Origin of the sequence: Streptomyces sp. Wb2n-11 (assembly GCF_001049855.1) — a bacterium.
Taxonomy (GTDB): domain Bacteria; phylum Actinomycetota; class Actinomycetes; order Streptomycetales; family Streptomycetaceae; genus Streptomyces; species Streptomyces altiplanensis.
Genome location: NZ_CVPB01000001.1, coordinates 6091576 through 6104254 on the forward strand (window position 1 = coordinate 6091576; position 12679 = coordinate 6104254).

General features: G+C 73.6%; 8 protein-coding genes. 7 read left to right on the forward strand and 1 reads right to left on the reverse strand.

The annotated features are described in order from the left end of the window. Positions 1-59: 59 nt before the first annotated feature. The 5 genes from BN1555_RS27830 to BN1555_RS27850 all read left to right on the forward strand — a co-directional run bounded on the left by BN1555_RS27830 (position 60) and on the right by BN1555_RS27850 (position 8510). Entirely contained in the window at positions 60-773 is a 714-nt protein-coding gene (locus BN1555_RS27830) for a GntR family transcriptional regulator (RefSeq protein ID WP_093801931.1), read from the forward strand. 92 nt (positions 774-865) lie between these two features. Continuing rightward, positions 866-2392 carry a hypothetical protein gene (locus BN1555_RS27835; RefSeq protein ID WP_093801932.1) on the forward strand — a complete coding sequence of 509 codons (1527 nt, stop codon included), beginning with the start codon at positions 866-868 and terminating at the stop codon, positions 2390-2392. After that, on the forward strand, positions 2389-2646 hold the full coding sequence (locus BN1555_RS27840) for a hypothetical protein (protein WP_093801933.1): 258 nt from the start codon (positions 2389-2391) through the stop codon (positions 2644-2646). The genes BN1555_RS27835 and BN1555_RS27840 overlap by 4 nt, the downstream gene beginning before the upstream one ends. After that, positions 2643-3617: a hypothetical protein gene (locus BN1555_RS27845; RefSeq protein WP_093801934.1), complete on the forward strand. Its 975-nt coding sequence runs from the start codon at positions 2643-2645 to the stop codon at positions 3615-3617. Before BN1555_RS27840 ends, BN1555_RS27845 begins: the two co-directional genes overlap by 4 nt. Positions 3618-3695: 78 nt before the next feature. Further along, the gene (locus tag BN1555_RS27850) at positions 3696-8510 is read left to right on the forward strand and encodes a hypothetical protein (RefSeq protein WP_093801935.1); all 4815 of its coding nucleotides are present in this window, start codon (positions 3696-3698) and stop codon (positions 8508-8510) included. A 122-nt stretch (positions 8511-8632) separates the two neighbouring features. Here the strand turns inward: BN1555_RS27850 and BN1555_RS27855 are convergent, their stop codons facing one another. Then, complete coding sequence (locus tag BN1555_RS27855) at positions 8633-9115, reverse strand: hypothetical protein (RefSeq protein ID WP_093801936.1); 483 nt, start codon at positions 9113-9115, stop codon at positions 8633-8635. Between the two features lie 428 nt (positions 9116-9543). Between BN1555_RS27855 and BN1555_RS27860 the strand changes: the two genes are divergently transcribed. Next, a complete protein-coding gene (locus tag BN1555_RS27860; protein WP_093801937.1) occupies positions 9544-12240 on the forward strand; it encodes a sensor histidine kinase in 2697 nt (898 codons plus the stop codon). Further along, complete coding sequence (locus tag BN1555_RS27865; RefSeq protein WP_093801938.1) at positions 12237-12677, forward strand: roadblock/LC7 domain-containing protein; 441 nt, start codon at positions 12237-12239, stop codon at positions 12675-12677. The genes BN1555_RS27860 and BN1555_RS27865 overlap by 4 nt, the downstream gene beginning before the upstream one ends. Positions 12678-12679: the final 2 nt, after the last annotated feature.

Genomic DNA, 12679 nt, shown 5'->3' on the forward strand with positions numbered 1-12679 from the left:
GATGGACACCGCACGCCACCGGGAGCGGCCGGTCCGCGGGAACCGAGGGAGAGGGCGCTGTGAACACGACGGAGTCCGAGGCCGGAGGGCTGGCTGACGACCGCCCCCTGCTGGGCCGCACCAGCACGGCGGAGCGCGTCGCGGACATCCTCCGCACCCGTATCGCCGAGGGCTATTTCCCGCCGGGGGAGCGCCTCTCGGAGGACAGCATCGGCAAGGCGCTGGGCGTCTCGCGCAACACCCTGCGCGAGGCGTTCCGGCTGCTGACCCATGAGCGGCTGCTCGTCCACCGGCTCAACCGCGGCGTCTTCGTCCGGGTCCTCGCCGTCGAGGACGTCGAGGACATCTACCGCACCAGACGGCTGATCGAATGCGCCGTCGTCCGCGGCCTGGGCGCACCTCCCTTCCCCCTCGGCGGCCTTGACAAGGCCGTCACCGACGGTGAGCGGGCGGCCCGCCGACGGGAGTGGAAGGGGGTGTCGACGGCCAACATCCACTTCCACCGTGAACTCGTCGCCCTCGCCGGCAGCCCGCGCACCGACGAGCTGATGCGCGGCGTCCTGGCCGAACTGCGCCTCGCCTTCCACGTGGTGGCAGATCCGCGTCGGCTGCACGAGCCCTATCTCGTACGGAACCGGCAGATTCTGGAATGCCTGCGGACGGGCGACAGCGCGGCCGGTGAACGACTGCTCGCCGGCTATCTCGACGACTCGCGCACCCAGCTCGCCGAGGTGTACGCGCGCCACATCGAGGCCGGGGACTGGGGGGCCTGAGCGCCTGCCGGACCCCCTGCTCCGGCCCGCCCCGAGGGGTCGCTTCTGCGCCGTTTCGACCGGTGTCAGTGCGAGGACCTAATCTGGGCCACGTGACTTCGCCTGCATCGACGGAATTGGTTCCGCCCCAGCTCAGCGCGGGGCCGCGGCCCGCACAGGGCCCGGCCGCCGACGAGGGGCTCGCGCGGCGGCTCCGCGCGCTCGCCTGCACGGCGCCGCTCCATGATCTCGACGTCCGCAAGGCGAACCTCGCAGGCGAGTACTCGGTCTACGCGATGGCGGAAGTCGCCCTCGCCGCGATCGACATGGTCACCCTCAACATGGACTTCGACACGGGCGCCGACCATGAGCAGATAGTGGCCAGGCTGCTCCCGCGCGTCGCCGCCCAGGCCCCGCACCGCCCACTCGCCGAGCACGAACGCGTCGCCCGCTGGGTCCTGGAGAACCTGATCAACGTGGGAAGCGTGGACCGCGGTTTCCGCGCGGTCTACGGAACGTTCGGCCCGGACGGCGCCTACGTGCGCAGGGACTACGACTTCAAGCTCCTCGAGGAGGTCCCCGGACACGGCGGCAGTGTCTACCTGCGGACCACCGACGAGGCGGTCAACGTCCTCGTCGGCGCCCTCGACACGGATGTCACCAGCGCGCAGATCGCCGCCGAGGTCAAGCTCGAAGTCCTGATCAGCCGGGGCCGGCTCGCCGACGCCCAGCTCGCCGCCGAGCAGGCCCGCTACCGGACCGTGCAGTACGCCGAGACGCTGCGCAGGACACTGGAGGCCACCCGGCGCAATGTGCGCGCCGTCGACTGGCTCAACTCCGTGCCCGACATGATCGCCGAGGCGCTCGACCACGTGGCCGACCGCTACCGGCACGAGAACGCGATCCTCACCAACATCCGCAAGGCGCGCGACGAGGCCGAGGGCCCGGAGAACAAGCGGCGCGCGGCCGAACTCGTCGACATCGTCAAGGACTGCATCCGCAGGCACACGCAGCTGCAGTCCCGGCTGCTGGAAGCGGGACCGCTGTTCCGCGCCGAGCAGGACCGCCAGGCCTTCGCCACGCCCACGGCCCGGTCGGGACTCGATCTGTACGGCCAGCTGGTCGCTCCGCTGCTGCCGCTGCCGGTCGAGCAGGCGATCCGGGTCACCGACGCCTTCTTCGCGCGCGGCACCGGGCTGCGCACGCCCGTCGCCGTACGCGTCGGAGACCTGGTCGACCTACTGCTGACGCCGCCGGTGGAGCGGGAGCACCTGGGCGCCGAGATGCCCGAGCCCGACCTGATCGCCACCCCCGACGACAGCCGGTTCAGCGAGGAGCAGCTGGCGAGCGCGATGGAGCTGCTCGATCTGCCGCACGACGCACCGCGCAGGCTGTCCGGGCTGCTGGCGGACGCCCGGCGCCGCGACCCCGAGCTCCCGTACCTCGTCGCGCTGCTCGCGGTCCACGCGGCGAGCCCGCCGGTCGGCACCGCGTACCGGCAGGGCGAGGAGCGGCTGCTGTTCGCCGTGGACGACGGCACCGAGCTCGACGACCCGGAGTTCGGCGGCGCCGACCTGATCGTGGGCATGGCCCTGCTGGACGCGGCCGGGATGACCGCGGACCGCAAGGAGACGGCATGAACACGAGGCGCGGGACCGCTCCGGACAAGGCCGGCGCCCCGGCTCCGCCGCCCCCGGTCCGCCCGGAGCCGGCCTCTTCCTCCGCCACCGGCCCGGCAGCGGTGATCCACGCCACTGATCACGCGTCTTACCGGCAGGCGCCGCCCGGTGGCCGTGCCGTCGCTGCCGCGAGTCCGGGCACCCCGGACGCCGGGCGCGCCACCCCGTCCGTACCCGAAACCGAGAACTTCCGCACCGAGGAGCAGCAGCCGTGAGTGACCACCACGCAGAGCACGCCGACGCGTGGAGGGAGCGGCCCGCCGGTGACGCGGCCGGCGCGGCCACCGCCGCCGAGCCGGCCGAGACGTCCGCGACCGCTCCCTCACCTCCCCCGCACGTCGCGAACGCACCCGTCGCGAACGGCGCGGTCACGCCCGCCGACGCCGCCGACGCCGCCCGGCTCGTGTCCTTCGGGCTGCAGCCCAAGCTGCTGCCCGCCCGAGACATCGAGTACGCCGACCTCCTCCGCCGCTACCGCGAGGAGCCCGCCTTCGCCCGGCTGGCCGACGCCGTCGCGACCGGGCTCGGGCTCGTCGTCCTCGAAGTCTCCACGCGCGCCGGCATGGCGGTCTCCGCCGGAGAGGACTCCGTCTTCGCCGTACGCATGGGCGACTACGCCCGGCGTGCCTCCGCCGACTCCGCCGACCGGTTCCTGCACGGCCTCGCCCACCTGGCTGTCGCCGCGCTGGCGTTCCCCCGCCCCGAAGACCTCGCCGACGACAACTACATCGGCCGCATCACGGTCAACGGCGTCGACGCCTTCGTACGGCAGGCATGCCGCCGTCTCGAGGACCGCGCCGACGCCCAGGGCGAGAACACCGACCCGGCCACCGAGGCCCCCGGCCTCGAAGCGGCCTGGCGGATATACGCCCGTCGCAGCGCGACCGGCGCCACCAAGGACGCGCGACGGCTGGCCGGTTCCACCACCGGCATCGTCGGCAAGGCCGTCGCCTTCCTCACCGATTCCGGCTTCCTGCAGCGCACGGGTGACGACGCCGGAGGGGCGTACCGCACCACCGCCCGCTACCAGCTGCAGGTCCGTGACATGGCGGGCAGCGCCGCCATGGCCGAGCTGCTGGAACTGGGCGTGGTGCCGGTGACCGACGGCGGCGCGACGCTCGTGCCGCCGCCGGACGCCGACGACCTCGAACTGACCGCCGAGGCCGGCCTGCCCTTCCACGCCTGACCCAGCCGGTCCCCAGCCGGTCCCCGGCCGGCCACCGCACACCTGCCGCTTCACGACTTACGACGAGAGTCCGCCGCCATGTACGAGTTGTCCCGGGTCCGCCTCTACTCCATCGGGCCCGCCGGTGCGCGCTACGCCGACACCGTGCTTGACCTGCGCGGAGTCGGCAAGCCCGTTCCCCACCCCGCCCCCACCCAGGCGGAGTTCTTCGAAGAGGACCCCGTCGGCCCGCCGCGCAGACCCGCGCCCGCCGGCGTGCTCTTCCTGGAGAACGGCGGAGGCAAATCCGTCCTGCTCAAGCTGATCTTCTCGGTGATGCTGCCGGGCCACCGCAATACGCTCGGCGGCGCGAGCTCCGGTGTGCTGCGCAAGTTCCTGCTCGCCGACGACTGCGGGCACGTGGCACTGGAGTGGCAGCACACGCTCACCGGTGAGTGCGTGGTCGTCGGCAAGGTGAGCGAGTGGCGCGGGCGGCAGGTGTCCAACGACCCGCGGAAGTTCGCGGAGGCCTGGTACTCCTTCCGCCCCGGCCCCGGACTCAGCCTCGACTCGCTGCCGGTCGCCGAGTCCACCGCCGTCCGCACGCCCGGCGAGGGCGCTTCGGGCGCGAAGGGCCGCCGCCGCACCATGAAGGGCTTCCGTGACGCGATCACCGAAGCGGGCAAGGTGTACCCGCACCTCGACGTCCACTGGGAAGAGATCCACGACCGCTGGAACGAGCACCTCGGGGACCTCGGCCTCGATCCCGAGCTCTTCCGCTACCAGCGCGAGATGAACGCGGACGAGGGCGAGGCGGCCGGTCTCTTCGCGGTCAAGAAGGACTCCGACTTCACCGACCTGCTGCTGCGCGCCGTCACCGACACCAGGGACACCGACGGCCTCGCCGACCTCGTCCACGGCTTCGGCAACAAGCTGGGCCGCCGGGCCGAGCTCACCGCCGAGAGGGACTTCACGGCGGGCTCCGTCGACCTGCTCGGACGCATCGTCGAGGCGGCCGAGACGCGCGTGCGCGCCCGCGACGTCCACGCGGGAGCCGAGCGGAGGACCCGTACGCTCGCCCGAAGGCTTTCCGCGCGCGCCGCCGAGGAGCGCGGCCGGACCGCCGAGCTCGCCCAGCAGGTCACCGCCGCCGCGCACACCGTCACCGAGGCCGAGCAGGCCCGCAGCCGCAGTGCCCTCGTCGCCAGCGAGCTGGCCTACCGGCACGCCTCGCTGGCTCTCACCGCTGCGGAGAAGGCGGCAGGCGCGCAGCGCCGCGAGCTGGCCGACGCCCGTACCCTGCACGCCGCCTGGCAGGCCGCCGAGGCCGTACTGCGCCACCGCGCCGCCGCGGACCGCTCCGCGCGCGTGGCCGTCGCCATCCGCGAGGCCGAGCGGGACGCCGCCCCGGCGCTGGCGGCCCGTGCCACGGCCGCAGGCGAGCTCGTACGGGCCCTGCACGCGGCAGCCGAGGACGGTGAACGCGTGGCCGCCGAGGAGGAAGAGCGCTCGGCCGCCCTCCAGGAGGCGGGCGAGGCGGCGCACCGCGACGCCACCACGGCCGCCACCCAGGCGCAGCGCGCCCGCAGCGAGGCCGGCCACCTGCGCCAGCGCCTCACCGAGGTCGAACAGGAGACGGCCGAAGCGGTACGTGCCGGCTGGCTCGACGACACGGCCCCGGACGCCGACCCGGCACGGGCGGCGCTGGCCGCCACCGACGCGGAGAAGGCGGCGGTCGCCGCCTGGGACACGGCCCGTGAAGCCGCCCGGGCGACGGGGGAGCAGGCGAAGGAGGCCGCCGGCGCCGAGTCCCGCGCCGAACTGGCGGCGGCCCGCGCGGCGGACGCCGCACAGGGCGCGGAGCACGCGTACGAAGCGGAGCGCCGCGCGGCGCAGTCGCTGGCGGCGGAAGACCGCCTGGCGGAGCTGCTCAGCCTGCCGGCGCCCCATGTGACCGCCGCCGTACCGCAGCCCCGCCGAGGCACGGCCGGAACACCGCCGGACGGCACCGCCGCCACTGAGGCGGCAGGCCCGGACGGCACGGCCCCCGCAGCCGCCGACGGCACAGCGATCCCGACGGACGGTGGCGCCGGTGCCCGCACGGACGCGTTCGGCCGGTTCACCACATCCGCGTCCGGATCCGCGCAGCTCCAGTCCGTCCACGTCCCCCGAAGCGCCGCCGAGGGCCCGCTCACGGTCGAGGAGCTGGACCGCAACGCCGAGGACCTCCTCGCTCTGCTCGACCAGAGCATCACCTCCGCCGAGCGGCAGCTCTTCGAACTGCGTACCGCCGCCGCCGACGACGCGCGCATCCTCGGGGCACTCGGCGACGGAGGGCTGCTGCCCCCCGGCCCCGACGTCCTGGCCACCGTCGAGTTCCTCGGCGAGCACGGCATCCCCGCCCTGCCGGGCTGGCGCTACCTCGCGCAGGCCGTCGACCCCGCCGACCACGCCGCCGTGCTCGCCGCCCGGCCCGAGCTGGTCGACGGCGTCGTCATCACCGACCCCGACGCGCACGTCAGGGCCCGCGAAACCCTCGCCGGCGCCGCGCTGCTGCCCCGCTCGGCGGTCGCCGTCGGCACCGCCGCCGCGCTCCTGGCGCCCGTACCCGCGCCCGGCGCCGCCCCGTCGGGCCGCGCCGACGTCTTCCTCGTACCGCCGAACCCGGCGATGCACGACGAACACGCGGCCGACGAGGAGCGCCAGGCGCTGCGGGCCAGGGCGACCGCCCGCGACGAGGAGATCCGCGGGCTCGCCGCCCGGCTGACCGGTGACCGTACGCTCGCGGCCCGCCTCGGTTCCTGGCGCGCCGACTGCCCGCCCGGGATGCTCGCCGAGCTGGCGGAGGCGGCCAGGAGGGCGGGCGAAGCGGCCGGGACCGCCGAAGCGGCGCTCGCCGAGGCCCGTACGGTCCGCGCCGAGGCCGACGAGGCCGCGGCCGAGGCCGCGCGTGTCAGGGACGAACGGCAGGAGGCCGCCCAGCGTGCCCGCCGTGTCGCCGACGCCCTCGCGGGCCTCGCATACCGCCTGCGGGAGCGCGCCGGCTGGCTGGTCAAGGTGCGCGAGCTGACCGAGGAGGCCGCGGAGCTGGAGGCCAGGGCCGCGGTCTGCCTGGAGCGCGCCAAGGCGGCCGACGAAGACCGCCGCGCCGCCCAGCGCGCCGCCGACGACGCCCACAGGACCGCGCGCACGCTGCGCGCCGAGCGGGCCGAGATCGCCGGTGTTCCCGAGACGCTGCCGGAGCCGGACCAGGACGCACCGCGCATCGCGCTGCCCGCGCTGCGTGAGGCGTACCGTGCAGCGTCCCAGCTGTACGAGAAGGTCGGGGTCGGCGCCGATCTGCGCGCCGAGCAGGCCAGGGCGGAGAGCGAGGAGAGCGCCGCCCTCGCCGAGCTCAACCGGCTCTCCAACAAGGTCCGCACCAGGGCCGCCCTGATGCTGGAGGGCACGGACGGTGCCGACGGCCCGTCCCGCCAGGCCGCCGTCGCCCGCGCCGAATCCCTCGTGCAGATGCTGGAGTCGAGGGCGTCCGCCGCGAGCGAGCAGCTCGGCAGACTCCGCGGCGAGGCCGAGCGCCTCGCCCCCGAGGACGGCACGGCGCACACCGAACTGCCCGACGGCCTCGTGCCCGCCGACGCGGAGCACGCGCAGGCGCTCCTGCGCACCGCCACCTCCGAACTCGCCTCCCGCACCGACGCCCTGGACTCGGCCCGCGCGGCCCACGCCGAGCTGCTGCGGGCACACCGCGCGGCCGAGGACGCGGCGGGCGGTTTCGACGAGACGGCGGCGCTGCTGCGCGACCTGCTCAGGGACTACCACCAGGAGGACGAGGCCGCCGAGGGGCCCGGCCCCTACCCGGGCAGTCTGGAGGAGGCCCGGCAGTCCGCAGCCGAGTCCCGCCGTTCGCTGCGCGGCTGCTCGACCGACCTGTCCGCCGCCGAGGCCTCGGTGCGCGAGGCGAGCGACGTACTCGTACGGCATGCCAACTCCACGCGGTACGAGCAGGTACGCACCCCCGCGCGCCAGCAGATCCGCGAGCTGCCGGCCGCCGCGCTGCCCGAGCACGCCGCCGCGTGGGCGGCGGCGTTCGCGCCCCGGCTGCGTGTACTGACCGACGAGCTGGAGCAGCTGGAGCGCAACCGCGACAGCATCGTCGACCGGCTCCGGGGCCTCGTGGAGTCGGCCCTGGCGACGCTCCGCTCGGCCCAGCGCCTCTCCCAGCTGCCGGAAGGCCTCGGCGAGTGGTCCGGCCAGGAGTTCCTGCGGATCCGCTTCGAGGAGCCGGACCAGGTGACGCTCGTCGAGCGGCTCGGAGAGGTCATCGACGAGGCGACCAGCGCGGCCGTCAAGAAGAACTCGGACCTGCGCCGGGACGGAATGTCACTCCTGCTGCGGGGTGTTCAGGCCGCGCTCCAGCCGAAGGGCGTCTCGGTCGAGATCCTCAAGCCGGACGCCGTGCTGCGCGCCGAGCGGGTGCCGGTCGGGCAGATGGGCGACGTCTTCTCGGGCGGCCAGCTGCTGACGGCCGCGATCGCGCTGTACTGCACGATGGCCGCGCTGCGCAGTAACGACCGGGGCCGCGACAAGCACCGGCACGCGGGGACGCTGTTCCTCGACAATCCCATCGGCCGCGCCAACGCCACCTACCTGCTGGAGCTCCAGCGGGCGGTGTCCGACGCCCTCGGCGTCCAGCTGCTCTACACGACCGGGCTGTTCGACACGACCGCGCTCGCCGAGTTCCCGCTGGTCATCCGGTTGCGCAATGACGCCGACCTCAGGGCGGGGCTGAAGTACATCAGCGTGGAGGAGCACTTGAGGCCGGGCCTGCCGCAACAGGATCCGGACGGTGAGACGGTGCACGGCGAGATCACGGCGACGCGGATGTTCAAGCGCACGCCGGAGCGGGCCGAGTAGCGGGGCGACGTCTGTGAGGGGCGGGCGCGGCGCAGGCCCGGGCCCGGGCGGTTCCGGGCATGTCCGGGGCCCCGGGTCTGTGGTTCGTCCAGGTCTGTGGTTCCTCCAGGCCCGTCCGGGTCTCAGGCCTGGGAGAGCCGGCCCGTCCCCCGCCGGGCCCGCTCCTCCCGTTGCCGTGTCCGGGCGGACCTGCGGGCCGCCCGGCGGGCTTTCCGCCGCTCGCGCCGCAGCCGGCGCGCCGTACTGCTCGGGACCGACACCACGCCGTGGCGCTGGTTCCATACTTGCCGGGTGACCCATACGTCCAGAACGCCCCAGGTGGCGACCACTGTGCTGCCCACGCTGCTCAGCACCATCGGAAAGGCCAGCCACGATCCCGCCAGTGTGCACAGGTAGGCCACCATCGCCTGGATCAGCGTCAGGGACGTGATGAGGACGGAGCGGACGGCGGCCGTACGGACCGGATCGGGCAGCCGCGGCCGTACCGCCGGCTCGTCCACCCACAACTGCCGCTGGACCTCAGCCGCCTCGGGCTCCGGGGAATCCACGGCGGCCTCGAACGTCACGGGCGCCGCAGACGCCGTACGGCGCTCTTCCGTCTCCATCGAACTTCCACTCCCCACCACCGCGCCTGGCGTGCACTCAACTCGGGCGCGCGACGCGCGCTTTCACGAGTGGCTGCCCGCCTTGCGTCCCTTTACGCCGTCCCCCGGACCGAATGTGGCATGTACTACGGCCTCATCCGGTCCGCCCCTCGTACAGCAGGACGAATGGCAGACCTCGAAAATTCCCACAGAACGTAGAATTCCAGCCATCTGCCCCAACGGGGTGAGAGGCGTACGCGCACGTGTCCTTCGCCACAACGGCGCCTGCCGACTCCCGGAATCGCATGAAAATTCGCGATCAACTCACCTTTGCGCGGCCGAAAATCGCCCGGACGTTCCTTCGGGTTGCGCGAGTGTCAGTAGTAGGCTCACGCCGTTTATTGACGGAACACCACCCCTGCCCGGCGGGGGTCGAGCTGGGGGAGGCCATGCGCTTTCGCGGGAAGTCCATCCGCAGGAAGATCGTGGCGTTGCTGCTGGTGCCGCTCGTGTCCCTCACCTCGCTCTGGGGATTCGCCACCGTGATCACCGGTCGCGAGGCCGGCCACCTGCTGGATGTGGCCCACACCGTCGAGCAGGTGGGCCGTCCCGTCGAGGACGCGGTCGAGGTGATCCAGCAGGAACGGCGCCAGACGCTGATCTATCTGGCGGACCCCCGGGCCTCCGACGCCCTCGCCGCCCTCCGCCGCGAGCGCGGGACCACCGACGAGGCCGTCGCGAAGATCAGGGACCGGGCACAGGACCCCGGAGCACGCGACGGCATGCGGCCCTCGGCGTCCAAGCGGCTGACTTCCCTCCTCAAAGCCTTCGCGGACATCGAGGCGCTGCGCCGCTCCGTCGAGAGCAGCACCGTCACCAGACGCGAGGCCCTCGACCGCTACAACCGGCTCGTCGACCCCTGCTACTCCTTCCTCACCACCCTCCACGTCCTCGAAGACGTGGAGCTGGACAAGCAGGGCCGTGCCCTGGTCGGCGTCGCCCGCGCGCACGAGATGCTCTCCCGCGAGGACGCCCTCATCGCGTCCGGCCTCGTCGCCGGCCGGTTCGACCCGCCCGAGCTGCGCGAGATCTCGGCCCTGGCCGCGAACCGCAAGCTGCTGTACGACGTCAATCTCGAACTCCTCCCCGCGACCGAGCGCGAGGCCTTCGCGGACTACTGGGACAGTCCGGCCACCCAGCCCCTCCGTGCCACCGAAGAACACCTCGTCACCGCGGGCGCCGCCAGGAGCCCGCACGCCGTCACCGCGAAGAGCTGGAACGAGACCGCGACCGGCGTGCTCGACCACCTCGCCCGTGAGAGCAAGGACGCGGGCGACCGCTACCAGGACCGTGTCGACCCGGTCGCTCTCGGTGTCTTCGTCACAGCGGGCGCCGCCGGCGTGCTCGGCTTCGCCGCCCTGGTCGTTTCGCTGGTCCTGTCCGTACGGATCGGCCGCAGCCTCGTCCGCGACCTCTCCCATCTCCGCAGGGAGGCCCACGAGGTCTCCGGCGTACGGCTGCCCAGCGTCATGCGCAGACTCGCCGCCGGCGAGGAGGTCGACGTGGAGACCGAGGTGCCGCGCCTGGAGTACGACAAGGACGAGATCGGCCAGGTCGGCCAGGCCCTCAACACGCTTCAGCGCGCGGCCGTCGAATCGGCCGTCAAGCAGGCCGACATGCGGCGCGGCGTTTCCGAGGTCTTCGTCAACCTGGCCCGCCGCAACCAGGTTCTGCTCCACCGCCAGCTCACGCTCCTCGACACCATGGAACGCCGTACCGAGGACACCGACGAGCTCGCCGACCTCTTCCGCCTCGACCACCTCACCACCCGCATGCGCCGCCACGCGGAGGGCCTGGTCATCCTCTCGGGCGCGGCTCCGTCCCGCCAGTGGCGCAAGCCCGTCCAGCTCATGGACGTCGTACGGGCCGCCGTCGCCGAGGTCGAGGACTACGAGCGCATCGAGGTACGCAGGCTGGCGCGCATCGGTGTCGGCGGCCCGGCGGTCGCCGACCTCACCCACCTGATCGCCGAACTCCTGGAGAACGCCACGGTGTTCTCTCCCCCGCACACCGCGGTGCAGGTGCATGGCGAACGGGTCGCCAACGGCTTCACCCTCGAAATCCACGACCGTGGCCTCGGCATGACGCCCGAAGCCCTCCTCGACGCCAATCTGCGGCTCGCCGAGACCCCCGAGTTCGAGCTGTCGGACACCGACCGGCTCGGCCTCTTCGTGGTCAGCCGGCTCGCTCAGCGCCAGAACGTCCGGGTCTCGCTCCAGCAGTCGCCGTACGGCGGAACCACCGCGGTCGTCTTCGTTCCGGCAGCCCTGCTCACGGACGCGCCCGAGACGAACGGCACCGGCTTCCGGCTCGACCGCAAGCACTCCGCCGGGGAGGCGGGGACCGGAGCGGCGACGGGGGGCAGCGGACGCCGCAAGTCCCTGACGACGCTCTCGCGGCTGCCCGCCGAGCTCGCCGCTCAGGCGATACTGGACGGCCCGGTCGAACTCGAGCCGCCTCTGGGCGCACTGGGCCTCGAAGAGGCCTCATTCGACGGCGTCACCGACATCGAGGACACGGAGAGCGAGCGCGGCGGTCTGTTCCGCCCCCGGGAAGGCTCCGGGGAGCACTTCCGCGGTCGTTCCGGGGAGCGCTTCCGCGACCGTTCCCGGGAAGCCGCCGGCGAACAGCACCAGCAGGCCTCCGACCACGTCCCCGGGAACGGCGAAAGCGCGCGCCCCGGAGCCCCCGTTCCGCTGCCCCGCCGTAAGGCCCCGACCCTCGTCGCCGATCACGGCCGACGTGTCGGCGGTCGCGACCAGACCCCCGCCGCGCCCACCACACCGCCCGCACGGGAACCGTTCCCCGAGGGCGGGGATCCGGGCCCCCCGCCGGGCGGACTGCCCCGCCGCGTCCGTCAGGCCAACCTCGCCCCGCAGCTGCGCGAGGCCGCCGCCGACCGCACCGGACTCGCGAGCGAGGCACCGGTCACCGAGCAGGAGGCCGAGCGCGAAGCGGAGGAAGTACGCAGCCGGATGGCTTCGCTCCAACGCGGCTGGCAGCGCGGCCGTCGGCAGAACGCCGAGGACGAGCCGGGCCCGGGCGAGACAGCACCAGGAACGACACCAGAGAGGGACGGTCGATGACCGCACCGAACGCCACAGCACACAACACCACGGGCCGGGGCTCCGGGGAGCTCAACTGGCTCCTCGACGAACTCGTCGACCGCGTCGGCAGCATCCGCAAGGCCCTGGTGCTCTCCAGCGACGGGCTTCCCACCGGTGCCTCCAAGGACCTGACACGCGAGGACGGCGAACACCTCGCCGCCGTCGCCTCCGGCTTCCACAGCCTCGCCAAGGGCGTCGGCCGCCACTTCGACGCGGGCCGTGTCCGGCAGACCGTGGTGGAGCTGGACGACGCCTTCCTCTTCGTCACCGCCGCGGGCGACGGCAGCTGCCTCGCCGTCCTGTCGGACTCCGACTCCGACGTCGGCCAGGTCGCGTACGAGATGACGCTGATGGTCAAGCGGGTCGGCGCCCACCTGAAGACCGCGCCCCGCTCCGGTCTGCCCGCCGGAGGGTGAGC

Coding starts and splice junctions, on each gene's coding strand:
- BN1555_RS27860 (WP_093801937.1), top strand. CDS start 9,544: ATGCGCTTTCGCGGGAAGTCCATCCGCAGGAAGATCGTGGCGTTGCTG.
- BN1555_RS27850 (WP_093801935.1), top strand. CDS start 3,696: ATGTACGAGTTGTCCCGGGTCCGCCTCTACTCCATCGGGCCCGCCGGT.
- BN1555_RS27865 (WP_093801938.1), top strand. CDS start 12,237: ATGACCGCACCGAACGCCACAGCACACAACACCACGGGCCGGGGCTCC.
- BN1555_RS27840 (WP_093801933.1), top strand. CDS start 2,389: ATGAACACGAGGCGCGGGACCGCTCCGGACAAGGCCGGCGCCCCGGCT.
- BN1555_RS27855 (WP_093801936.1), bottom strand. CDS start 9,115: ATGGAGACGGAAGAGCGCCGTACGGCGTCTGCGGCGCCCGTGACGTTC.